The organism is Alcanivorax sp. HI0007, from assembly GCF_001635525.1.
GTDB lineage: Bacteria > Pseudomonadota > Gammaproteobacteria > Pseudomonadales > Alcanivoracaceae > Alcanivorax.
In genome coordinates, this window is the sequence record NZ_LWEJ01000247.1 from 1 (window position 1) to 21,164 (window position 21,164).

Sequence of the window (21,164 nt, forward strand, 5' to 3'; positions counted from 1 at the left end):
AGGCCGGCATCATCCACATAGGCCAGTGAACCGCCACCGGCGCCAATGGTATGCATGTCCACCATGGGGACCGCCACTGGATAGGGGCCAATATGGCCCTGCTGGGTAAGACGCAGGTCGCCGTCCAGGAGGGCCACGTCGGTGGACGTGCCGCCCATGTCGAACGTCATCAATCGGGGCTGCCGGAGTTGCTCCCCCAGGCGCCTGGCGGCGGCGAGACCGCCGGCAGGGCCGGACAGCAGCAGATTGACCGCCAGCCCGGCGGCCTGGTCCGAGGCAATGGTGCCGCCATGGGATTGCATGATGGCCAGAGGCGCGGGGTCTGTGGCCTGCTGAAGTCGCTGCAGATAATCTGCCACCTTGGGGGCCAGCCAGGCGTTCAGCCAGGTAGCCATGCCGCGCTCGTATTCTCCCCGAGTCGGCAGAATGGCATGGGACGCACTGACCGGCAGTCCGGCTGCCTCCAGGGCCTGGCGGATGCGTTGCTCGTGGGCGGGGTTGAGATAGGAGAACAGCAGGCACAGAGCCACGGATTGGGGCTGATGAGCGAGCACCTTCTCTACCAGTTGCGTCAGGTCCGCGTCACTGAGCGGTATGACTTCCTTGCCCCGGGCGTCGAGCCGGGCAGGGCTGCCTTCAACATTCACTGTGTCCAGCATCGAGGGCGGTGGCGTCGGTGTCAGGTTATAGAGCTCGGCTCGGTTCTGACGGCCAATGCGCAGAATGTCTTCCAGTCCATGATTAGTGATCAGTACTGTGCGTGCGCCTTTGCCTTCCAGTGCCGCATTGGTGGCCACGGTGGTGCCGTGAACGATGGCCAGCTGGCCCGCGGCCATGGCGTCCTTGAGTCCAAGCTCGGCGATACCTTGCAGGATGGCCTGCTCGGGAGCCGAGGGGGTGGACAGCACCTTGTGGATACGCGGCTCGCCGTCGCCGAGCAGCACAAAGTCGGTAAAGGTGCCGCCGGTGTCGACACCGAGCCAGTAGGAAACGGACATAGCAGTTAATAGTGAACAGTGAAAAGTTAACAGCGACAAACAGGGCGCATCTGTTGGCCCCGGTGGTGCTACCATACCCGAAGCGGGTGAATTTTAACTATTCACTGTTAACTATTAACTATTTACTGCTTTCTCCATGCCCGAATTACCTGAAGTGGAAACCACCCTCAGGGGCATTCGCCCCCACCTGGAAGGCCGCATCCTGAGCGCCGTTACGGTTCGTGAATCCCGGTTGCGCTGGCCTGTCAGTGAGGCGCTCTATGGGCTGAAGGATTGTCCGGTTATCGCCTTGCGTCGTCGCGCCAAGTACCTGCTGATTGAGCTGGAGGCCGGACAGTTGATGATCCATCTGGGCATGTCCGGCACCTTGCGAGTGGTGGACGCGGCATTGCCATTGCGCAAGCATGACCATGTGGATCTGCTGCTGGACAGCGGCAAGGTGCTGCGTTTCAACGACCCCCGTCGTTTTGGCAGTGTGTTGTATCAGCCGGGCGCTGAGCCCCATGCATTGCTGGCGGCCCTGGGGCCGGAGCCGCTGGGTGAGGATTTCCATGGTGACGGGTTGTTCCGCCGCTCCCGGGGGCGAAAAGTGGCAGTGAAAAGCTTCATTATGGACAACGCCACGGTGGTCGGGGTGGGCAATATTTACGCGCAGGAAAGCCTGTTTCTCGCCGGCATTCACCCGTCCCGGCCAGCAGGGCGTATTTCACGTGAGCGTTATCAGCGTCTGGCGGATGCCATCAAGGCTGTCTTGGCTCGGGCCATTGGGGCCGGTGGCACCACCCTGAAAGACTTTACCCGCGCCGATGGTCAGCCCGGCTATTTTGCCCAGTCCCTCCATGTCTATGGTCGGGCGGGCCAGCCTTGCTTGCAGTGCGGGACCCTGCTCAAGGCCGATCGTCACGGTCAACGGAGCACCAGCTACTGTCCGCAATGTCAGCGCTAGGATGAGACCTGGTCCGCACCCGGCTGCCGCTGGTCATGAATTGATCATTCTCCCTATTGCTGGGCTACGAACAAAGGTGTAGATTGTGATGCAATTGTCGGAATATTAACGACTTAGCAGTAATAATGTTAGCGATACTTTAACTATAAGAATCAAGACTCAAAGAGGGACTCACCATGAAGCGAGCAAAGCGCCCGGTAGTGGCATCCGCACTCGCGATCAGCATGGCTTTTGGGGCAATGTCTCCAGTTGCAGCCCAGGCTAGCCAGATGGATGACATCGACGGAAACCGGCCAGGGGAAATTGCCATGATAGCGGATACCGTCCTGGTGCGTCCGCTGATGCTGGGGGCGACAATCGTTGGCACTGCTGTGTATACGGTTTCCCTGCCTTTTACGCTTTTGGGAAAAAATGAAGACGAAGCTGCCGAAGTGTTGGTAAAAACGCCTGCTCGCTCAACATTCCTGCGTTGCCTGGGCTGTACCCCTGCCCAGAACACAACGGATTACTAGTCTTCTGACCCATTTGTAAAATAAGAAACGTCCGGGGCTTTGCGGACGCTAAGGAGAGAACAATGAGAGTATTTGCGGGGGCCGCTACCTTGCTGGTACTGATGCCATGTCTGGCAACGGCAGACGACGGTTTTATCGGAATCAACTATACCCAGCTTGAACAGGATGATCGTTTCTTCGGCAGTGACGATTTTGATACCGGCGAAGTGTTTGCCCGTTTGGGCGGCCATATCAACGAGTATGTCAGTGCGGAAATGCGGCTGGGAACTACTCTTACGGACGAAGCTTCTGATAACTCCAAGTACCGTTTTAATTATCATGCGGGCGCGTATTTGGGTCTGGGGTATCGGTTTGGTTCGGTACGACCCTATGCCCTGGTTGGTTTTACCGCAGCGGAAGAAAAGATTGAAAGAGCCGTCAGGACTTTCAAAAATACTATTGAGGACGTCTCCTATGGAGTGGGGGCCGATGTCATATTTGGTGAACACCTCGGTGTCAATGTGGAATATACCCAGTATTACGATATCGGGGACGTAACTTACAAAGGCCCATCAGTCGGCCTGGTTCATCAGTTTTGAAGTGGGGGAAGGAAATGTCTCAGATAAACAAGGCGCCCTTGAGGTTGCTGGCAGGTTTTATGTTGGGTCTGCTGGCCTTGATGATTTCCGCATGTGGCGGCGGTAGCAGTAAGGACCTGATTCCTGGAAACGGCGGCACCCCGGGTACTGGTGATGGTTCTGGGTTTTCTGTGACCGTTAGCTTGAGTGACCTCGCCGGAGGCGCTATCGGCAGCGCCATGAACCCTATCTCAGCGAATAATCCTGCAAGGGCCAGAGCGAGGGTTACCCAAAATGGAGCTCCGCAGGAAAACATCATCGTCGAATTTCAGGCCTCTTTGGGTGAGTTGTCACCTGAAGGTGGTACCGCGCTGACGGACGCGAATGGGGTGGCGACCATTGTTCTGCGAGCCGGAGATGTAGAGGGCGCTGGTCAGCTGATTGCTGGTATTCCGGACTCTGACGCTCGGGCTATTGTGAACTTTGAAACCCTGGGCGACGCCACTGGCGGCGGCGGCACCGTTGATAACAGTAATGCATTGTCTCTGGTGCTGCGTGATCAGAATGATACCGTCAACATATCCGAAGTGAGTCGTGACCAGCTGGGCCTGTTAAAAGGGTGCCTGGTGGATTCTGAAGGTGACCCGGTTCAGGGTGAAGTTATTGTATTTCAGACCTCACTGGGTGTGATTTCCCCTGCTTCCGGCACCGCGCTGACGCAGAATGATGGTTGTGCCAGCGTGAACCTGTCGGCGGGATCATCTGCGGGCGCTGCCACGGCCACCGCATCCTACGGGAACCTTAATGCTACGGTGAATTTCGTTACCGATGGGTCCGGCAGCGATGTCCAGGTTGGTACAATTTCCTTTGTGCAGATGCCCACGGAGATCAATTCTTCTCAACCCGAGAATATTACTGTTGAGGTGAGAAACTCCGCGGGTGCGACGCAGCAAAACAAAATTGTGGTTTTCTCTACAGATTTGGGGACGTTGTCGCCCTCCACGGGCAAAGTGCTCACCAATGCATCTGGCCAGGCAACGGTGTCCCTGGATATCGGTAACGACTCTGGTGCGGGCACGATTCAGGCAACCACGGATTTTGATAACCAGACCGTTGTTGAAGAACGCGTTTTCAATGCGGTACAGGACGAAGTGCAATTTGGTTTCGATGACGGGGTCAACTTCCAGCAAGGCGTGCTGGGCCTCAGTAATGATGATATTGCTGCCGGAAGCACGATTACCGTCACCGGCAACCTCCGCAATGTCACTGCGGGTACTGCCTACACTGACGAAACGGAAGTGACTTTCCAGAGCGTAAATTGTGGCACGTCTCAGGTGGAGGCAAGCAAAATTGCTCGCAGCGGTGTCGTCACGGTGACCTATACTGCTGGTGCAGGGTGTGATTCCGACAGTGTCCGTGCGTTTGCTACAGTGAACGGTGAGCAGCTTCAGGCACAGTCCGCCACTATTGCCATCGAAAATGCGGCGCCGTCTTCCATTGAATATCTTGGCTCGGACCCGGCTGACGGGCAGCTGAGCATCAAAGGGTCTGCATCGGTGGGCGGTCAGGAAAGTGCCACCCTGTTTTTCCTGTTGAAAGACGAGAATGGCACGCCGCTTACTTCTCCTGCGGATGTCACGTTCACCCTCTCGACCACTATCGGCGGAATTGTGTTTGCCGGCGGCCAAACGGAAATCGTACGCCAGAGCAACTCTCAGGGTGAGGTCAGCGTGCAGGTGAATTCCGGTACGGTGCCTACATCGTTGGCAGTCCAGGCGACGCTCACAGCCCTCCCAACCGTCACCACCAGTACAAATGCTCTATCAATAAGTGCAGGCTTGCCGGTTCAGGAAAACTTTCGAATTGCTGTTAGTTCGGCAAACCCATCTCCAGGTGGCGGCTCGTTCGTGAATACGCCATCTCAGGTTACGGCAAGCGCTGCGGACCAGTTTGGTAACCCTGTACCTGACGGTACCAACATTCAGTTTGTGGCGGAGCTGGGTAAAATCGGTTCCAGCTGTCAGACCGTAGAGGGAACCTGCTCTGTGACCTGGAATAGCCAGGGATTGCGGGAAGAGAAATTTGATCCCTTTAAAAAGGCAAGGGCATGCGCCAGCGCGCAGCAACCAGGCGAGTTTGTATCGCAGTACGGTGTTGCCCGGGGTTATTGTGGGCTGCATGATCGTTTCGGCCGCAGTACGGTGCTCGTCTATACGCCTGGAGTCGAATCATTCATCGACACGAATGGTGACTCAATATGGGGGACTGCCGCGGATAACAGTGATCGGGTATACGTGGATTTGCCAGATCCATTCGTGGATGCCAACGAAACCGGTTTATACGGCGTTCCTCCCAATAATGTTTTCTTCAATATTGAAAATGAGGGAAGCTACCAGCAGCGTAATGGCCAATATAACGGTATTAACGGTGATTGTGCTCAAGGCGGGGATTGTCGGATCTATGTGAGAAGACAAATTGTGATTGTATCATCTACATCTGATACTCAACTTTATCCCTTTATGGGTAATGCAGATTTGAGTAACTCCGAATGGGTTTCTCAGCAGGCTTGGCTTGCGAGTGGAAGTAATGAATCCCCGCAAGGGTGGGCTGATGCACTTTTTGTTAACTCTGTCGCTGGCGCTCCCGTGAATGGCGTAACGGTGTCACCTGAAGGCTTTATTCAAAGCGTCACTTATGCAGATGTGGGAGGTTTTACAATCTCTCCCATGGTGGCAGACCTGAATGGTAATGCTCCTGAGCAGGGTACAACTATCTCGGTTGATCCTGGTGATATGCTGATATCTGCGGGTGCCACGGAGTGCACGATTGGCTCTACTACAGAACCTGCGTTCTGTTCATTCGCATTCACAAAAAATCCGGAGGGGCAGAACTTCTTGCCACTCGTGATAACGGTGGATCCTCCATCTGGTCAAGCAGTGACCCGGATCGTGCCGGTTAACTGATGCAGTAATACTAGCAATTAAAAACGGCCTAAGTACCCAAGTGCTTAGGCCGTTTTTTTATGAGGGGGTGTTAATTGTAGTGGTCCAATTTCGGTTTTGTGTTGCTTGTTTAATTTAATAAAAAGATGCCAAAGACAGGGTTTGAGTCGTCAAGTTAGGCGCCGGGTTTGATGGATTTAAATTAGCCTAGTGCGAGGCAGTGTTGCTTTTCAGTGCATAGATCGCTGAAAAGTACCTTGCATAGATCGTCGACTTTCTGGTCGAGCGCACCATCATCAAAGGGGTCATCTGCCAGCGGTTGCCACTGCATGGCATTGAGCTGCAGCTGGATATTGCGCAGCAGCATCCGGTAGGGATCTTTTAGGTCATACATATCCAGAATACCTTCCGCATGGATCAGGGTGTGCATGCCCATGCTCATGGACCACTGGCCGATGCTGAAAGCCAGTGGCGCCAGGCCATGGGCTTCCAGTTCACCGTCCTTGATCGCGTCCTTGACCACCTGTTCCACCATGCGGCCGATGGGTTGGGTTGCTTCCAGAAGCTGTTCCCGGCGACTGGCGGACGCTGCCTGCCAGACCACTTCGGTCATGACATATTGTTCCAGCCGGAAGTGTTCCGGGTAATGTTGGGCAAACAGGGCATAGGCCACGGCAAAGGCCAGCATCTTGTCACGGGTGCTCAGGTCGGAGTCGGCGACGCGCTGGAAGTAATCCCGGCGGGTGGTGGTCAGTTCCGTGCAGACGGCGATCAGCAGATCTTCTTTTGAAGCGAAATGATGATAAAGGGTGCCGGTGGCAAAATTGCAGCTGCGGGCAATGGCCGCCATTTGAATGCCGAGCAGGCCTTCATTGCACAGTTGCTGGCGAGTGGCTTCGATAAACAGTTGTTCGCGTTCTGCCAGCGCCTGTTCGCGCCCGCTCCGTGTCTTCATCATAGTCGGTATCTATCGTGATGCATGGAAACAATGTTGAATAGCATTGCAGGGTGGTTCAAGCGCTTTACGACAGTGCCTCGGCCAGCCTTGCCAATACCCCGTTCAGGTGGTGCATGCCCTTTTCGGTGCAATGCACTCGCTGATCGGTGATCTCCAGCAAGCCCTGTTGCCGGAGTTCCCCCAGATAATGAGTCCATTGTGCCGCAGGAAGCCCCGTGTTGTCCTCTACAGTCTGTAACCGGACTCCTTCCACCAGTCGCAGCCCGTTCATCAGGGCTTCGAATAGCCGGTCTTCCCTGGCCACGGGGTGATACTGGCGACGGGCCTGCTGCGGATCAGCCAGGTAATCTTCCGGCTTGCGGGTTTTCTGATAGCGGTGAATGGTGCCGTGGTGGGTGTCGGTGATCTTGCCGTGGGCGCCGGCCCCGATGCCCAGATAGTCCCCGAACTGCCAGTAATTCAGATTATGGCGGCAGGCGTGACCGTCCCTGGCAAAGGCGGAGACTTCATAGCGTTGGTAGCCCTGGCTGGCGAGCAGCGCAAAGCCTTCCTGTTCGGTATCGGCCATATGGTCCGGACTTGGCTGATCCGGTGGAGAACGGAAGAAGACCGTGTTGGGCTCGATGGTCAGCTCATACCAGCTCAGGTGAGTCGGTTGCAGCGCCATGGCCTGTTGAAGATCGTCCAGCGCCTGTGCCCGGGTCTGACCGGGTAGTGCATGCATGATATCCAGGTTGAAGGTGGTGAAGCCGGCCTCCCTGGCCTGGCGGGCGGCCTGGATTGCGGCACTGGCGTCATGGATCCGCCCCAGGGCCTGTAGATGGGTGTTATTGAAACTTTGCACCCCGATCGACAGCCGGTTGATGCCGGCTTCGCGAAAGCCGGCGAATCGGCCGGCTTCCACGGTGCCGGGGTTGGCCTCCAGGGTGATTTCAGCCTGTTCACTCAACAGCAGCCGTTGCCGGATACCCTGAAACAGCTGCCGATAAAAATCGCCGGACAGCAGGCTTGGCGTGCCACCGCCAATAAAGACGGTTTCCACTGTCCGATCCCCGATCAGCGGCAGGTCCTGGTCCAGGTCCGCCAACAATGCCCGCAGATAAGCCGCCTCCGGCAATTCGCCCCGCTCATGGGAATTAAAGTCGCAATAAGGGCACTTGCGTACACACCAGGGCGTGTGGATGTAGAGGGAGAGCGGCGGATTCTTGAGGGGCATGAGGACAGTGAACAGTTAAAAGTGAACAGTGAACAGCTAAAATTCACTGGGTTCGGGTATGGTAGCAAACTGCCGGGGTGGAGGTGTGTGTCTTTTGACCTTCGCTGTTAACTATTCACTATTAACTGTTCACTGATTTATGCATATCTGGGTAGATGCGGACGCCTGTCCGCGGCCGGTGAAAGAGGTGTTGTTTCGGGCGGCGCAGCGGGTGCAGATTCCCTGCACCCTGGTGGCCAATCAGCCGGTGGCGGTGCCTCGCTCTCCGTTGATCCGCGCCATTCAGGTGGGGCAGGGATTTGATGTGGCGGATAACGAGATTGTTCGCCGTTGTCAGCCGGGGGATCTGGTGGTCACGCAGGATATTCCGCTGGCGGCGGAAGTCGTGGCCAAGGGGGCGGAGGCAGTGACGCCCCACGGGCACTGGCTGGACAAGGATACCGTGCGCGAGCGTCTCAACATGCGCGATTTCATGGAGGAGATGCGTTCCGCCGGTATGCAGACCGGTGGGCCCAGCAGCTACTCCAACCAGGACAAGGGGCGTTTTGCCAATGCCCTGGATCGCTGGCTGGCCCGTATTCAGAAGTAGCTTGTCAGGCCGGCCTGGCCCCAGCTCAGGTCGTCGCCACCGTCCCGGCGCACGTCTTCTCCGGCCCAGCTATGTTGCCAGCCCGCGTGCAGGTCCAGAGCCGGCAGTACCTTCCAGCGCAGTTGTACCCCCGCTTCCCGGTGGTTGGGGCCGTTATAGTCTTCACTGGCATAGCCATCATCATAGGTCTGGGTGAGATACAGCTTGCCTGTCCATCCCGGGGCCAGTTCGCGTTGACTGTGCACGGTCAGAGCGTAGAAAGCTCCGGACGCCTGTTTGCTCCAGGTGCCATCCAGTGACAGGGATAACCAGGGCTGGATCGGTGCAGAAAACCCGGCACCGGTTTCCACGTCGTCCGGCCCCTGTGGATGGAACTGCAGGTAGGTGACGTTGAGATAGGGGCTCCAGCGCTCCACGTATGGCGCGTATTCAACAAAGAGATTGTTTTCCCGGTAATCACTGCCGTTGGCCCAGCCTTGCCAGACCCCGGCGGTAACGTCCCGGTGGGTCAGATCAACCCCGGCGGTCACCAGAGGATTGCTGTCCAGGTTGTCCCGGCCTTCGGTGACATAGCGGCTTTGCCATTGTGAATGGAAGGTGCCTTCCAGGCCGCTGCCCTGGGCCAGCGAGGTAGCCAGAGCCAGAATGCTGGCAGCGACAGGCTGCTGTTTTGTCATAGTGGCATCCCTGCAACAAGTGAAAACCATGCTAGCAGTCAAGCGCGATATACGGGTGAAGGGGGCTATCGACGCTTACTGCAGGGCCTGGATCAATTGGGCCATGGCCTTGCCCCGATGGCTGAGTGCGTTTTTCTCTTCCGGCGGTAACTGGGCGGCGGTGCAGTTCTTTTCCCTTACAAAAAAGTGAGGGTCGTAACCAAACCCCTGGTCGCCCGCCGGTTCCAGGACAATTTCCCCATTCCAGATGCCCTGACAGATCAATGGCGTGGCATCGTCCTCGTGGCGCATCAGCACGATCACCGCCACATAACGGGCGTCACGGGAGACGTCCGGCGCATCCGCCAGCATTTCCACCAGCAGGGCATTGTTCTTGGCGTCGGTGGCGCCAACCCCGGAAAACCGGGCTGAATACACCCCGGGGGCACCATTGAGCGCTTCCACTTCAATCCCCGAGTCATCGGCGATAGCGGGCAGGCCGGTGTATTTGCTGGCATTACGGGCCTTGATGATGGCGTTTTCCACAAAGGTGGTGCCGGTTTCCTCCGCTTCCGGAACGGAAAATTCACTCTGGGCCACCACCTGGATATCCAGTGGCTCCAGCAGGCGCTGCATTTCGGCGAGTTTTTTGGCGTTGCCGGAGGCGAGAACGATTTTTTCCATGGTCAATTCCAGTATCTGTTAATGCGTAGGAGCGTGGAGTAACGAGTTGCGAGAAGCGAGTTTCGAAAGTCAAAACCCGGAAGCCGCTAAAGATTGAAGGTTTTCGCTTCTCGTTACTCGTAACTGGGTTCGCGCCGCCAGCGACGCTCCTCCGGGTGGGTTGGAAGCATCGATCTATACCGTAACCCGATAAATCGCAATTTCCCCGAACAGATTGGGCCAGAGCCGTGCCAGTAAACCGCTGCGATGGTGGCGGTTGATCACCTGGCGTTCCAGGATGCGGATGTTGCTTTTTCGGCAATGGGTTTCGAAATCCTGCACGGTGCACAGGTGGATATTGGGGGTGTTGTACCACTCGTAGGGCAGTGCGGAAGACACTGGCATGCGCCCCTTCAGGCCCAGGTAGGCGCGGACCCGCCAGTGACCGAAGTTGGGGAAGGTAATGATCGCCTCGCGACCCACGCGCAGCATTTCGTTGAGGATCTGATCCGGGCGCAGTACTGCCTGCAGAGCCTGGGTCATAACCACGTAATCGAAGCGGTGATTCTGGAAGTTGCCCAGCCCTTCGTCCAGATCCTGCTCCAGCACGTTGACGCCTTTTTCGAAGCAGGCCGCCAGGTTGTCCTGGTTGATCTCCAGACCATAACCACGGATCTGTTTGTGCTGTTTCAGATGGGCCAGCAGGGTGCCGTCGCCGCAGCCCAGGTCCAGCAGGCTGGCGTCCGCGGGGATCCAGTCGCTGATCAGTTGCAGGTCATCACGCATGGTTGCCTGCCTCCACAGGGTTTACGCCATTTTCCACCTCGTTGGCGACCCTGTGCATGTAGGCGCCGAACAGCTTGGTGTATTCAGGGATGTCCAGCAGGAAAGCGTCATGCCCCTTGGGGGTGTCGATTTCCGCATAGCTCACATCGCGGCCGGCGTGGACCAGGCCGTTGACGATTTCCCGGCTGCGCTCCGGCGCAAAACGCCAATCGGACGTGAACGACATGACCAGAAACTTGCACTCCGGTTTTGCCAGGGCGGTTTCCAGGGAATTATCGAATTCCCGGGCCGGGTCGAAATAATCCAGCGCCTTGGTCATCAGCAGGTAGGTGTTGGCGTCGAAGTTGCGCGAGAACACTTCCCCCTGGTGGCGAAGATAGGATTCCACCTGGAATTCCACGTCGAAGCCGAAATGAAAGCGACCGGCACGCAGGTCGCGGCCGAATTTCATGCGCATGGCGTCGTCGCTCAGGTAGGTGATATGACCCACCATACGCGCCAGGATCAGCCCCTGCCGGGGATAGGTATCGTGCAGGTAATAGCGACCGCCATGGAAGTTGGGGTCAGTGAGAATCGACTGGCGCGCCACTTCGTTGAAGGCAATGTTCTGGGCGGACAGTTTCGGGGCCGCCGCAATGACTACCGCATGGCTGAGCCGATCCGGATAGTCGATGGACCACTGCAGCGCCTGCATGCCGCCCATGCTGCCGCCGATCACCGCGGCCCAGCGTGAGATGCCCAGCACATCCGCCAGCCTGGCCTGGCTGTTGACCCAGTCCTTTACCGTCATCATGGGAAAATCCGGCCCCCAGGGCTGGCCGGTGTCCGGGTTGATGGAAGCCGGCCCGGTGGAGCCGTGACAGCCACCCAGATTGTTCAGGCTCACCACGAAAAAGCGGTTGGTATCGATGACCTTGCCCGGGCCGATGCAGGTATCCCACCAGCCGGGGCGCTTGTCATCCTCGCTGTGGTATCCGGCGGCATGGTGATGGCCGGACAGGGCATGACAGATCAGCACCGCATTGGAGGCGTCGTCGTTGAGGGTACCGTAGGTCTCGTAGACCAGCTCATAGGACGAAAGAGTGCGACCGCACTCCAGTTCGAGAGCCGTATCAAACGACAGCGTTCTGGGCTCGACCAGACCGACGGAGTCTTCGGCAGCCCATGGAGCATCTTGGGGGATCGGTTGCGGCATGATGACTCGCTTGCTAAGGATGCCGCAAAGTCTAAAGCCCGCCCGGTAGCCGTGCAATCGACTACCGGGCGACAGGGCGTGTAATTTGCCTGTGATTCAGGCCAGGGGGGAGAAATGCTCCTCTTCGCCCTGATTGCGGATTTCGATGTGATGGTCCAGAGCCTGGTGGACGCGATTGCGTTCATGCTTGCGGTCCACATCGATGAGAATCAGATAGTTGCCGTTCTTCACGGATTGCAGGTAGGGGGACAGATGGTGGTTGGCATGGGAGATGCCACGTAGCCCTCCGGCCCAGGCGCCGAAGCAGGTGAAGAACAGGGCGGTGAGTAGCCATACGCCCAGATGGGCGTCCACGCCCCAGGGGTCGATAAAGGCAATGGCATAGCCGGCGATGAGACCGATCAGCAGGCCGCGAGTGGCACCACTGTAGCCGTTGCTCATGATGTCGGTATCTTCCCAGGGGGTGGTGGCATTGATGCCGTGACGATCCAGCTCGCCCGCATCCCGGGCCATCACGTGGATGCGTTCACCACCGATGCCGGCGGTGTCCAGGCGGGAGATCGCGTTGCGAACCTGTTGCAGGTTGGGGACGAGATAGTAAACCCGATACATACGTCTTACCCTCCGTCGTTATATGTTGGGTTCACGCTAAGCCTGCCACAGTGAGGGCCGGGTCAAAAAGTGATCAAGATGGGGTGAAGCATGGCAAAACAGGATCTTCTCGAGCGCCTTTATGCCCAGGTGGCCAACGAGGAGGATGCGCGAACCTGCAAGGACATCAGTGATGCCGCCTGCCGGGAGGTGCCGGGGAATTTCTTTCGCATCATCAGCGCCAATACCCTGACCAAGATCGGCGATCTGCTGATCAACCCGAAAACCGTGCTGGCCTGGTTGATCACGGCGGTGGGAGCTCCCTCGTCCCTGGCGGCATTGCTGGTTCCCATCCGGGAGTCGGGCTCGCTGATTCCCCAGTTGATGATTGGCGCCATGGTGCGCCGCTATCCGGTACGCAAGGGGTTCTGGGTACTGGGGGCGGCCCTGCAGGGGCTGGCAGTGCTGGGGATGGCCGCCGCTGTGTGGATGCTGGAGGGCATGGAGGCGGGCCTGACGATTGTGGGCTTGCTGATCCTGTTCAGCATCAGTCGGGGCTTCTGCTCGGTGGCGATGAAAGATGTGCAGGGCAAATGTATTCCCAAATCCCGCCGCGGCCGCCTTACCGGGTTGTCTGCGACCCTGTCAGGGGCCATTACCTTTGCCCTGTCGCTGGTGATTTTCCGGGGGGATTCCGATCCCACCATGGCCTTTTACAGTGCACTGCTGACAGCGGCAGGGGTGGCCTGGCTGATCGCTGCCGTGGTGTTCTTCACCGTGGACGAATTTCCCGGGGCCAGCGAAGGGGGAAATAACGCCTTCAAGGAAGCCGTTGCCAGTCTCGGCCTGCTGAAAAACGATGCCCCTTTCCGGCGTTTCGTGATCACCCGGGCCCTGCTGATGGCGTCGTCGCTGGCTTCGCCGTTTCTGGTGCTGGTGGCCCAGGCCCAGGCCTCGCTGCCACTCCTGCTGGGCAGCTTTGTGCTGGCATCCAGCCTGGCCAGTGCCGTCAGCGCCACCGTCTGGGGGTATATGGCCGATACCTCCAGCCGTAATGTGATGGTGCGCGGTGGCGGGCTGGCGGCGCTGGTCTGTCTGCTGGCCGGTGGGCTTGCCGCCTGGGGGCCGCAGACTGACTGGCTTCACTGGCTCTATCCCCTGGCCTTCTTTGTGCTCGCCATCGCCCATGCCGGCGTGCGCATCGGCCGCAAGACCTACATGGTCGATATGGCCGGTGGTAACAAGCGAACGGACTACACCGCCGTCAGTAATACCGTTATCGGCGTTCTGCTGCTGGCAGTGGGTGGCATCAGTGCCGGGGTGGCGATGTTGGGTAATGACTGGGCCTTGCTGGTGCTGGGGATGATGGGAGCGACAGGGGTCGTCAGTGCGAGATTGCTGAAAGAGGTTTGAGGAAGGCAAGCTTCAAGTTACAAGCTGCAACGCGAGATTCGGTCCGCTGCCAACCCGGCAACATACTGCTCCGCGCGGAAAATCCGTTGGGATTGCGGGCAGAAGAGCGTTTCCGTTCGGAATGGCCTGGCCCGCGCCTTGTCGCTTGCAGCTCAGCCCTTCTCAAACAACAGATCCCAGACCCCGTGCCCCAGTTTTTCCCCGCGCCGCTCAAATTTGGTTTCCGGGCGCCAGCTCGGCCGTGGTGAGAACTGCCCGGCGCCGGCCAGGTTAGTGAAACCGTCGGCGTCGTTCATCACGTCCATCATATGCTCGGAATAGTTTTCCCAGTCCGTGGCCATGTGCAGCACGCCGCCGGGTTGCAGCTTGCGTTGCACCAGGGCTACCCAGGCGGGCTGGACGATGCGGCGCTTGTGGTGCTTTTTCTTGTGCCAGGGGTCGGGGAAATAGAGTTGCACCCGGGCCAGGCTGTTATCCGGGATGCACAGCTCGAGAATCTCCACCGCGTCATCGCAGTAGCTGCGCAGGTTGCTCAGTCCGCGCTGCTGGATTTCCATCAACAGGGCGCCCACGCCCGGGCGATGCACTTCAATACCGATAAAGTCCTTGTCCGGATCGGCCTGGGCCATATCCGCCAGGGAGTGTCCCATGCCATAGCCGATTTCCAGCACCCGGGGCACATCGCGGCCAAATACGGTCTGCGGGTCCAGCATGCCATCCGCCCGTTCCAGGCCAAACTGTGGCCAGAGATTGTCCAGGGCGTTGCGCTGTCCGGCGGTAAGGCGGCCTTCGCGCAACACAAAGCTGCGTACCTTGCGCATGACCTTGCCGGTTTCCGGGTCTTTATCCTGTTTGATGAAGTCGAGCATGGGATTGCCAGGTGAGTTGAGCGGGGGGCGATTGTAGCAAAAACCGTGGCCCGGAGGAGTTCACGTCATCTTGATGAACGAAGGGGGATTATGATCCTGCAAGTCATGGTATTGAAAACCCATTCCCCCTGGCGCCGACTCTCCCCCAAGATCGGCGCCATTTTTTATCGACTGATACCGTCCAGCGGGGAGGAAGCAGACGCGTAGGCCTTGCGGGGCATGCGTCCTGCCAGGAAAGCTTCACGCCCGGCTTCGATGGCTTTTCGCATGGCCGACGCCATCAATACCGGCTTCTGCGCATGGGCCACCGCAGAGTTGAGCAATACCCCATCGCAGCCCATTTCCATGGCAATGGCCGCATCCGAGGCGGTGCCGACGCCCGCGTCCACGATGATTGGCACCTTGGCGTCTTCCATGATCAGGCGGATGTTGTGGGGGTTGAGAATGCCCAGCCCGGAACCGATCAGTGAGCCCAGTGGCATGACCGCCACACAGCCCATGCTTTCCAGTTCCTTGGCCACAATCGGGTCGTCATTGGTGTAGACCATGACGTTGAAGCCATCGTCGATCAGTTCCCGGGCGGCTTTCAGGGTGTGGGGAATGTTGGGGTACAGGGTTTTTTGATCGCCCAGCACTTCCAGCTTGACCAGGTCGTGGCCATCCAGCAGCTCCCGGGCCAGCTTGCAGCAACGCACCGCATCCTCGGCGGAGAAGCAGCCGGCGGTGTTGGGCAGAATGGTGTATTTGTCCGGGCTGATGAAATCCAGCAGGTTGGGCTCATCTGCATTCTGGCCAATATTGGTACGGCGAATGGCCACGGTGACGATCTCCGCGCCGCTGGTTTCGATGGCCTCGCGGGTTTCGTCGAAATCCTTGTATTTGCCGGTGCCGATCAGCAGTCGGGAGGAATAGGTGTTACCGGCAATGGTCAGCAGGTCGGACATGGGGGCCTCGGAGTCAGGTTACTGCGAATGGAATAGGGTCGGGCAGTGTCAGCCACCGCCAATGGCATGGACAATCTCCACCACGTCACCGTCTTTCAGGGTGAAATCGCCATGCTGGCTTTTCGGAACAATATCCCGGTTCACTTCCACCGCCAGCCGGCGGCCGGTCAGGTTCAGTTGTGTCACCAGATCCGCAATGGTGGTGCCATCCAGGGTCAGGGTATCGCCGTTGACGGTAAGCTTCATGATAGAGATCAAACTGCCTTGAACAGGGACCAGGCCAGCATCAGCCAGCCGATGATCAGCGCGGTGCCGCCCAGCGGGGTAATGGCGCCGAGCCACTTCTGACCGCTGAGCACCATCACATACAGGCTACCACTGAACACCAGGGTGCCGGCAAACAGTACCCAGCCAGCGGTGACCATGCCGCTGGCGCCAAATGCCTTGGCCAGTAGCCCGCATAGCAGCATGGCCAGAGCATGGTAGAAATGGTACTCGCTGGCGGTGGACCACACGGCAAGCATGGAGTCGTCCACGCGGGATTTCAGGCCATGGGCACCAAAGGCGCCGAAGATAACGGCCAGCGTGCCGTTCAGGGCGCCGAGTACGAGCAGAATTTTCATGCATTGCTCCGCTGTGGCGGTCATGTCGGGTGCCGCCTCGAGTTGCATAGTGTACCGGAATTATCTCGCCGTCGGGATATTCAAGGCCGCTGTAGGAACGGAGCGTAACGGAGTAACGCACGTAGTGCAGTGCGGCCCGAAGGGTGAGCGCAGCGAATAACACCCCTTGAGGTGCGAACCGGATGCAATGAGGCAACAACGGCTTAAATTTATTGCAACCGTTCTTGTATAAATCTGTCGAGCCCTGTGATTCCTGATCGCCCTGCGGTTGATTTCCACGCTGGCGGGCGGTTCGCGCCTCAAGAGGCGCTCCTACAGGGGGCTAGTGGAACGCGTTGGGGTCTGTAAAAAAGGCCCCTAGAAAGGGGCCTTGCATGTGACTTGCTGCGTAGTTACGCCGCGATGGCGTTGCGCAGTTTCTTGATGGCGTTGTTTTCCAGCTGGCGAATTCGCTCGGCGGACACGCCGTATTCGTTGGCCAGATCCTGGAGGGTGGACTTCTGGTCAGCCAGCCAGCGACGTTCGAGGATGTCGCGGCTGCGTTCATCCAGTGCCATCAGGGCAGAGCCCAGCTGGCGGCTTTCCCGTTCCTGTTGATCCTGCTCGGCCAGCAGATCCGCCGGATCGCTGTTATCGCTGTGCAGGTAAGCGGCCGGGGAAACCACAGTATTGTCATCATCATCACTGGTGGGGCCGTCAAAGCTGGCATCATAGGCGCCCAGTCGGCCTTCCATTTCCTTGACCTGGGCGGCGGTAACGCCCAGATCGTCAGCCACCCGTTGCGCCTCTTCCATGCTCAGGCGTCCCAGCTGTTTCTTCTGGCCACGCAGGTTGAAGAACAGTTTTCGCTGGGCCTTGGTGGTCGCCACTTTCACGATGCGCCAGTTCTTGATGACGTACTCGTGAATTTCCGCTTTGATCCAGTGCACGGCAAAGCTCACCAGACGCACACCCTTGGTAGGGTCGAAACGCTTCACCGCTTTCATCAGGCCCACGTTACCTTCCTGGACCAGGTCGCCCAGAGGCAGGCCATAGCCGGTGTAGCTGCGGGCGATATGGACCACAAACCGCAGATGGGCCAGAACCAGGTTGCGGGCGGCATCCAGGTCCTGCTCGTAGTAATACTGTTCTGCCAAACGTTGTTCGTCGTCTGCGCTGAGCACCGGCACGGCATTAACGGCTCGCATATAGGCGTCCAGGTTGTTACCCGGTACTGCCAGCATAAGCGCCTGTGCCTGAGTGGAAGGGGTTGTCATGCGCGTTGTCTCCTCGTTGAAGACCGATGTCTATCCATGTGTGCCATGATATTAGCACTCGGTTGATTGGAGTGCTAATAGGTAAAAAGGTTCCCGGCGATTAAGCCAGTCGATGGGCAAGTATCGAGTCTAGACCGGCCATGTGAACCGGGGATGAACAGAGAATTGGACGAGAATAACGGGGGAAGGTTCCGGGGGATGAGAAGCCAGTGGTGAGGTCCGGGTTTCGAAAAGCCTTTCGCTCCTCGTCCCTCGCCACTGAGCCGGCTGGGGCGTCGTGGCTCAGAAATTCGGCTCGATATCCCCCAGGTGCCGGCCCACCGCCAACCAGGCGCCCAGCAGCCCGAGGATGCCACTGAAAACAGGCAGGACGATCAGGCTGGATGCGGCCATGGCGGTGAGTGATTCATCACTATTGTACAGGGCCAGCAATTCGTCGATGGGCCCGCCCAGCCACCACAATGCCACCTGTACCAGGATCACAGCGGTGGCGCCGCCGGCGAAACCGAAGCAGAAACCGGAGTACAGGAAGGGCCGGCGCACGAAGCCGTCGGTGCCGCCGACGATCTTCACCACCACGATTTCCTCCCGGCGGCTTTCGATGGCCAGGCGGATGGTGTTCACCACCACCAGCACCACGGCGGCGGCCAGGGCCAGGGTGAGGGCCGAAATCAGCCGTTCGCCCAGCTCGATCAGGGCGTGCAGACGGCGCACCCACTCCACATCCAGCTGAACCAGATCCACCCCGTCGGCCTCCGCCAGGCGGTTTTCCAGGGCGCGCAGGGTAACCGGGTCGGTCTCATCCGGGTATACCACGATCAGCGGCGGTAGCGGGTTGTCCGGCAGGGCTTCCAGCACCTCGCCGAAGCCGGACAGGGCCTTGAATTCTGCCAGCGCCTGTTCCCGGGTGATGACCTCGGTGCGGGTAATGTTGTCGAGGCCCTGCCAGTCCCGGGCCAGCTGCCGCTGGCGCTGCTCGTTGATGTTCATGTCCAGAAACACGGACAGGTGGGCATTGCCGTCCCAGCCGCGGGTAATGGCACGGGCATTGTCCAGCAGCACCGCCAGACCGGCGGGCAAGGCCAGGGCAATGGCGATCACCAGGATGGTCATGGCACTGCTGGCCCGGGCCGCGTTGAGCCGCTGCAGCGCATCCCGGAAAGAGTCCTGATGGTGCTGGCGCCAGCTGCGGAAGCGGTCCTGCAGGGAGGTGCGGGCACTGTGGGCGCCGGCCACCCGGCGCACCCGCTCCGGCTTCTGGCGGTTGGCCTTGATTGGAGTGGCGTTCCTGGGCCCCTTGTTAGCTGCCATGGTGCCCCCCTTCATCGCCATCGTGGATTAGTCGGCCTTCACGCAGGGTCAGCAGGCGATGGTTGTAGCGGGCGATCAGGCTCAGGTCGTGGGTGGCAATCAGCACGGCCACGCCTACCCGGGCGAAGTCCTTGAACAGATCCATGATCTCCTCAGAGAGGGCCGGGTCCAGGTTACCGGTGGGTTCGTCCGCCAGCAGCAGCGGCGGCTTGTTGACCACTGCCCGGGCAATGCCCACCCGCTGTTGTTCGCCGCCGGAGAGCATGATGGGGTTGAGCTTTTCCTTGTCCAGCAGACCCACCTTGTCCAGGGCGGCGCGTACCCGCTTGCCGATATCGCTGCGGGCGTAGCCGGCGATGATCAGTGGCAGGGCCACGTTGTCGAACACGGTGCGGTCGAACAGCAACTGGTGGTTCTGGTGAACCATGCCGATCTTGCGGCGCAGCAGGGGAATATGGCGGTTGCCGAACCCGTTCAGGTTCTGGCCTTCGATGAACACCTGACCCTGGGTGGGGCGCTCCAGCATCATGATCAGCTTCAACAGGGTGGATTTACCCGCCCCGGAGTGACCGGTCAAAAACGTCAGCTGCCCGGCAGGGAGCGTGAAGCTCACCTTGCTGAGTGCGTCTTTGCCATTCGGGTAGCGTTTGCTGACCCGGTCAAACTGAATCATGAGAGTCCTTCGGACAGTTATGCTGTTGTAGAAGCGCGTTCACTGTGCCCTGTGGGTATGAGGCACGAACAAGCCCGGGTTGCGAGGAGCGAGTTGAAAGTAGCGAAAAGCAAAAGGTTCTGTCTTTTCGAAACTCGCTTCTCGAAACTCGCAACTGTCGGGCTTCGCGCCTCAGGCGCCGCTCCTACGGTGCTATTGGCGAAGGGTGTTGCTACCCCGCCACGTCTTCAAACAACGCCTGCACAAACTCTTCCGCATGGAAGGGGCGCAGGTCTTCCAGTCGTTCCCCGACACCGATAAAACGAATCGGCAGACCAGTGCGTTTGGCCAAGGCAAACAGGATACCGCCTTTGGCGGTGCCGTCGAGCTTGGTCAGTGCCAACCCGGTCACGCCGGCGGCATCGCGGAACTGCTCGGCTTGCTGGATGGCATTCTGGCCGGTGCCGGCGTCCAGTACCAGCAGCACTTCGTGGGGCGCGTCCGGAATCAGTTTCTTCATCACCCGGGTGACCTTGGTCAGCTCTTCCATCAGGTTGCCGCGGGTGTGCAGACGGCCGGCGGTGTCGGCGATCAACACGTCGGCGCCGCGGGACTGGGCGGCCTGGACGGCGTCATAGACTACCGAGGCGGAATCTGCGCCGGTGTGCTGGGCCACCACCGGGATGTCGTTCCGCTCGCCCCAGACCTGCAGCTGCTCCACCGCGGCGGCGCGGAAGGTGTCGCCGGCGGCCAGCATCACGTTCTTGCCTTCCGCCTTGAAGCGGCAGGCCAGCTTGCCGATGGTGGTGGTCTTGCCGACCCCGTTCACGCCCACCATGAGAATCACATAGGGCTTTTTATCTGCGTCGATCTTCAGTGGCTGATCAACCGGAACCAACAGTTTGCGCAGCTCGTTCTGCAAGGATTCATAGAGAGCATCCGCATCCACCAGTTCCTCGCGGCTGACCTGGCCGGTCAGCGCCTCGATGATTACATCGGTGGCTTCCACGCCTACATCGGCGACCAGCAGCTGGGTTTCGATTTCCTCGAAAATCTCGTCGTCGATTTCCTTGGCGCCTACCAGCAGGTCTGCCAGGCCCTTGCCCAGACCCTTGCGGGTCTTGCCCAGGCCCTGCTTCATGCGGGTCCAGAAGCTGCCGCCCTCGTCACCGTCATCCGCCGTTTGGGCCTGATTTTCAGCCTGCGGAGCCGGGGTGACAGGGGCCGCTTCCGGCTGGGGCGTGGCCGGAGGCGTCGGCTCGGTTCGGGGCTCACCGGGGTGGGTCGCTTGCGGCTCCGGCTCGGCTCCTGTCTCATTCAGTTCGTCGGCATCCACACCGGTAAACATGCGCTTCCAGAAACCGGTCTTTTTTTCTTCCGGCTTCGGGGCGTTGTCGTCGTCGCGGGAAACTTCGTCGCTCATGTTCAGTCTTATCCAATCGCGAAGAGGGTAAATCGGGCCTCTTCCTTTGCAATGAGGCTGCAAG

Annotated in this window: 22 protein-coding genes; 6 read left to right on the forward strand and 16 right to left on the reverse strand. The window is 58.9% G+C overall.

Features of this window, described 5'->3' with window-relative positions; translation table 11 throughout:
- A partial coding sequence (locus A3714_RS13235; RefSeq protein WP_197463418.1) for a hydantoinase/oxoprolinase N-terminal domain-containing protein occupies positions 1-998 on the reverse strand: 998 nt, incomplete at its 3' end.
- Positions 999-1,134: 136 nt separating this feature from the next.
- Between A3714_RS13235 and mutM the strand changes: the two genes are divergently transcribed.
- The 4 genes from mutM (at position 1,135) to A3714_RS13255 (ending at position 5,976) form a co-directional block, all read left to right on the forward strand.
- On the forward strand, positions 1,135-1,944 hold the full coding sequence (mutM, locus tag A3714_RS13240) for a bifunctional DNA-formamidopyrimidine glycosylase/DNA-(apurinic or apyrimidinic site) lyase (RefSeq protein ID WP_063508955.1): 810 nt from the start codon (positions 1,135-1,137) through the stop codon (positions 1,942-1,944).
- A 176-nt stretch (positions 1,945-2,120) separates the two neighbouring features.
- Positions 2,121-2,456 (forward strand): hypothetical protein, encoded by a 336-nt coding sequence (locus A3714_RS13245; protein ID WP_063508954.1) that lies wholly within the window; start codon positions 2,121-2,123, stop codon positions 2,454-2,456.
- A gap of 62 nt (positions 2,457-2,518) precedes the next feature.
- Complete coding sequence (locus tag A3714_RS13250) at positions 2,519-3,034, forward strand: porin family protein (protein WP_063508953.1); 516 nt, start codon at positions 2,519-2,521, stop codon at positions 3,032-3,034.
- A gap of 14 nt (positions 3,035-3,048) precedes the next feature.
- Positions 3,049-5,976 (forward strand): Ig-like domain-containing protein, encoded by a 2,928-nt coding sequence (locus A3714_RS13255; protein ID WP_063508952.1) that lies wholly within the window; start codon positions 3,049-3,051, stop codon positions 5,974-5,976.
- A gap of 181 nt (positions 5,977-6,157) precedes the next feature.
- Here A3714_RS13255 and A3714_RS13260 read toward each other — a convergent pair whose 3' ends face one another.
- Together A3714_RS13260 and hemW are read right to left on the reverse strand one after the other, a co-directional pair.
- A complete protein-coding gene (locus A3714_RS13260) occupies positions 6,158-6,913 on the reverse strand; it encodes a TetR/AcrR family transcriptional regulator (protein ID WP_231866040.1) in 756 nt (251 codons plus the stop codon).
- Between the two features lie 64 nt (positions 6,914-6,977).
- Positions 6,978-8,129 carry a radical SAM family heme chaperone HemW gene (hemW, locus tag A3714_RS13265; RefSeq protein WP_063508951.1) on the reverse strand — a complete coding sequence of 384 codons (1,152 nt, stop codon included), beginning with the start codon at positions 8,127-8,129 and terminating at the stop codon, positions 6,978-6,980.
- Positions 8,130-8,268: 139 nt separating this feature from the next.
- On the opposite strand from hemW, the gene A3714_RS13270 reads away from it, so the two are divergent.
- On the forward strand, positions 8,269-8,718 hold the full coding sequence (locus A3714_RS13270; protein WP_062814885.1) for a YaiI/YqxD family protein: 450 nt from the start codon (positions 8,269-8,271) through the stop codon (positions 8,716-8,718).
- Here A3714_RS13270 and A3714_RS13275 read toward each other — a convergent pair.
- The 5 genes from A3714_RS13275 to A3714_RS13295 all read right to left on the reverse strand — a co-directional run bounded on the left by A3714_RS13275 (position 8,709) and on the right by A3714_RS13295 (position 12,630).
- Positions 8,709-9,395 (reverse strand): hypothetical protein, encoded by a 687-nt coding sequence (locus tag A3714_RS13275; RefSeq protein ID WP_063508950.1) that lies wholly within the window; start codon positions 9,393-9,395, stop codon positions 8,709-8,711. The two genes, A3714_RS13270 and A3714_RS13275, sit on opposite strands and share 10 nt — an antisense overlap.
- Before the next feature lie 75 nt (positions 9,396-9,470).
- Positions 9,471-10,058, reverse strand: coding sequence for an RdgB/HAM1 family non-canonical purine NTP pyrophosphatase (gene rdgB, locus A3714_RS13280; protein WP_062814883.1), 588 nt, complete (start codon positions 10,056-10,058; stop codon positions 9,471-9,473).
- 174 nt (positions 10,059-10,232) lie between these two features.
- Positions 10,233-10,823 (reverse strand): methionine biosynthesis protein MetW, encoded by a 591-nt coding sequence (metW, locus tag A3714_RS13285; protein ID WP_062814882.1) that lies wholly within the window; start codon positions 10,821-10,823, stop codon positions 10,233-10,235.
- Entirely contained in the window at positions 10,816-12,018 is a 1,203-nt protein-coding gene (locus tag A3714_RS13290) for a homoserine O-acetyltransferase (protein WP_063508949.1), read from the reverse strand. Before A3714_RS13290 ends, metW begins: the two co-directional genes overlap by 8 nt.
- 96 nt (positions 12,019-12,114) lie before the next feature.
- Positions 12,115-12,630, reverse strand: coding sequence for a hypothetical protein (locus tag A3714_RS13295; protein WP_063508948.1), 516 nt, complete (start codon positions 12,628-12,630; stop codon positions 12,115-12,117).
- Positions 12,631-12,720: 90 nt separating this feature from the next.
- On the opposite strand from A3714_RS13295, the gene A3714_RS13300 reads away from it, so the two are divergent.
- A complete protein-coding gene (locus A3714_RS13300; RefSeq protein ID WP_063525714.1) occupies positions 12,721-14,022 on the forward strand; it encodes an MFS transporter in 1,302 nt (433 codons plus the stop codon).
- Between the two features lie 152 nt (positions 14,023-14,174).
- Here the strand turns inward: A3714_RS13300 and trmB are convergent, their stop codons facing one another.
- The 8 genes from trmB to ftsY all read right to left on the reverse strand — a co-directional run bounded on the left by trmB (position 14,175) and on the right by ftsY (position 21,100).
- Complete coding sequence (trmB, locus tag A3714_RS13305; RefSeq protein WP_063509734.1) at positions 14,175-14,891, reverse strand: tRNA (guanosine(46)-N7)-methyltransferase TrmB; 717 nt, start codon at positions 14,889-14,891, stop codon at positions 14,175-14,177.
- A 164-nt stretch (positions 14,892-15,055) separates the two neighbouring features.
- Positions 15,056-15,835: a thiazole synthase gene (locus tag A3714_RS13310; protein ID WP_062814877.1), complete on the reverse strand. Its 780-nt coding sequence runs from the start codon at positions 15,833-15,835 to the stop codon at positions 15,056-15,058.
- 48 nt (positions 15,836-15,883) lie between these two features.
- Complete coding sequence (gene thiS, locus A3714_RS13315) at positions 15,884-16,081, reverse strand: sulfur carrier protein ThiS (RefSeq protein WP_062814876.1); 198 nt, start codon at positions 16,079-16,081, stop codon at positions 15,884-15,886.
- Between the two features lie 8 nt (positions 16,082-16,089).
- The gene (locus tag A3714_RS13320; RefSeq protein ID WP_063509733.1) at positions 16,090-16,458 is read right to left on the reverse strand and encodes a DUF423 domain-containing protein; all 369 of its coding nucleotides are present in this window, start codon (positions 16,456-16,458) and stop codon (positions 16,090-16,092) included.
- A 392-nt stretch (positions 16,459-16,850) separates the two neighbouring features.
- On the reverse strand, positions 16,851-17,714 hold the full coding sequence (gene rpoH, locus A3714_RS13325; protein WP_062814874.1) for an RNA polymerase sigma factor RpoH: 864 nt from the start codon (positions 17,712-17,714) through the stop codon (positions 16,851-16,853).
- A gap of 282 nt (positions 17,715-17,996) precedes the next feature.
- Positions 17,997-19,025 carry a permease-like cell division protein FtsX gene (gene ftsX / locus A3714_RS13330; RefSeq protein WP_231866039.1) on the reverse strand — a complete coding sequence of 343 codons (1,029 nt, stop codon included), beginning with the start codon at positions 19,023-19,025 and terminating at the stop codon, positions 17,997-17,999.
- Complete coding sequence (gene ftsE / locus A3714_RS13335; RefSeq protein ID WP_062814872.1) at positions 19,015-19,698, reverse strand: cell division ATP-binding protein FtsE; 684 nt, start codon at positions 19,696-19,698, stop codon at positions 19,015-19,017. The genes ftsX and ftsE overlap by 11 nt, the downstream gene beginning before the upstream one ends.
- Before the next feature lie 211 nt (positions 19,699-19,909).
- Positions 19,910-21,100 (reverse strand): signal recognition particle-docking protein FtsY, encoded by a 1,191-nt coding sequence (ftsY, locus tag A3714_RS13340; protein ID WP_063509731.1) that lies wholly within the window; start codon positions 21,098-21,100, stop codon positions 19,910-19,912.
- Between the last annotated feature and the right edge of the window lie 64 nt (positions 21,101-21,164).

What these genes read in the sequence shown, in the direction of transcription:
- A3714_RS13275 (WP_063508950.1), bottom strand. Translation starts at nt 9,395, where the DNA reads ATGACAAAACAGCAGCCTGTCGCTGCCAGCATTCTGGCTCTGGCTACC.
- rdgB (WP_062814883.1), bottom strand. Translation starts at nt 10,058, where the DNA reads ATGGAAAAAATCGTTCTCGCCTCCGGCAACGCCAAAAAACTCGCCGAA.
- metW (WP_062814882.1), bottom strand. Translation starts at nt 10,823, where the DNA reads ATGCGTGATGACCTGCAACTGATCAGCGACTGGATCCCCGCGGACGCC.
- A3714_RS13290 (WP_063508949.1), bottom strand. Translation starts at nt 12,018, where the DNA reads ATGCCGCAACCGATCCCCCAAGATGCTCCATGGGCTGCCGAAGACTCC.
- A3714_RS13295 (WP_063508948.1), bottom strand. Translation starts at nt 12,630, where the DNA reads ATGTATCGGGTTTACTATCTCGTCCCCAACCTGCAACAGGTTCGCAAC.
- A3714_RS13255 (WP_063508952.1), top strand. Translation starts at nt 3,049, where the DNA reads ATGTCTCAGATAAACAAGGCGCCCTTGAGGTTGCTGGCAGGTTTTATG.
- ftsY (WP_063509731.1), bottom strand. Translation starts at nt 21,100, where the DNA reads ATGAGCGACGAAGTTTCCCGCGACGACGACAACGCCCCGAAGCCGGAA.
- A3714_RS13270 (WP_062814885.1), top strand. Translation starts at nt 8,269, where the DNA reads ATGCATATCTGGGTAGATGCGGACGCCTGTCCGCGGCCGGTGAAAGAG.
- A3714_RS13320 (WP_063509733.1), bottom strand. Translation starts at nt 16,458, where the DNA reads ATGAAAATTCTGCTCGTACTCGGCGCCCTGAACGGCACGCTGGCCGTT.
- A3714_RS13260 (WP_231866040.1), bottom strand. Translation starts at nt 6,913, where the DNA reads ATGATGAAGACACGGAGCGGGCGCGAACAGGCGCTGGCAGAACGCGAA.
- thiS (WP_062814876.1), bottom strand. Translation starts at nt 16,081, where the DNA reads ATGAAGCTTACCGTCAACGGCGATACCCTGACCCTGGATGGCACCACC.
- ftsE (WP_062814872.1), bottom strand. Translation starts at nt 19,698, where the DNA reads ATGATTCAGTTTGACCGGGTCAGCAAACGCTACCCGAATGGCAAAGAC.
- A3714_RS13245 (WP_063508954.1), top strand. Translation starts at nt 2,121, where the DNA reads ATGAAGCGAGCAAAGCGCCCGGTAGTGGCATCCGCACTCGCGATCAGC.
- A3714_RS13250 (WP_063508953.1), top strand. Translation starts at nt 2,519, where the DNA reads ATGAGAGTATTTGCGGGGGCCGCTACCTTGCTGGTACTGATGCCATGT.
- rpoH (WP_062814874.1), bottom strand. Translation starts at nt 17,714, where the DNA reads ATGACAACCCCTTCCACTCAGGCACAGGCGCTTATGCTGGCAGTACCG.
- A3714_RS13310 (WP_062814877.1), bottom strand. Translation starts at nt 15,835, where the DNA reads ATGTCCGACCTGCTGACCATTGCCGGTAACACCTATTCCTCCCGACTG.
- A3714_RS13300 (WP_063525714.1), top strand. Translation starts at nt 12,721, where the DNA reads ATGGCAAAACAGGATCTTCTCGAGCGCCTTTATGCCCAGGTGGCCAAC.
- trmB (WP_063509734.1), bottom strand. Translation starts at nt 14,891, where the DNA reads ATGCTCGACTTCATCAAACAGGATAAAGACCCGGAAACCGGCAAGGTC.
- ftsX (WP_231866039.1), bottom strand. Translation starts at nt 19,025, where the DNA reads ATGGCAGCTAACAAGGGGCCCAGGAACGCCACTCCAATCAAGGCCAAC.
- mutM (WP_063508955.1), top strand. Translation starts at nt 1,135, where the DNA reads ATGCCCGAATTACCTGAAGTGGAAACCACCCTCAGGGGCATTCGCCCC.
- hemW (WP_063508951.1), bottom strand. Translation starts at nt 8,129, where the DNA reads ATGCCCCTCAAGAATCCGCCGCTCTCCCTCTACATCCACACGCCCTGG.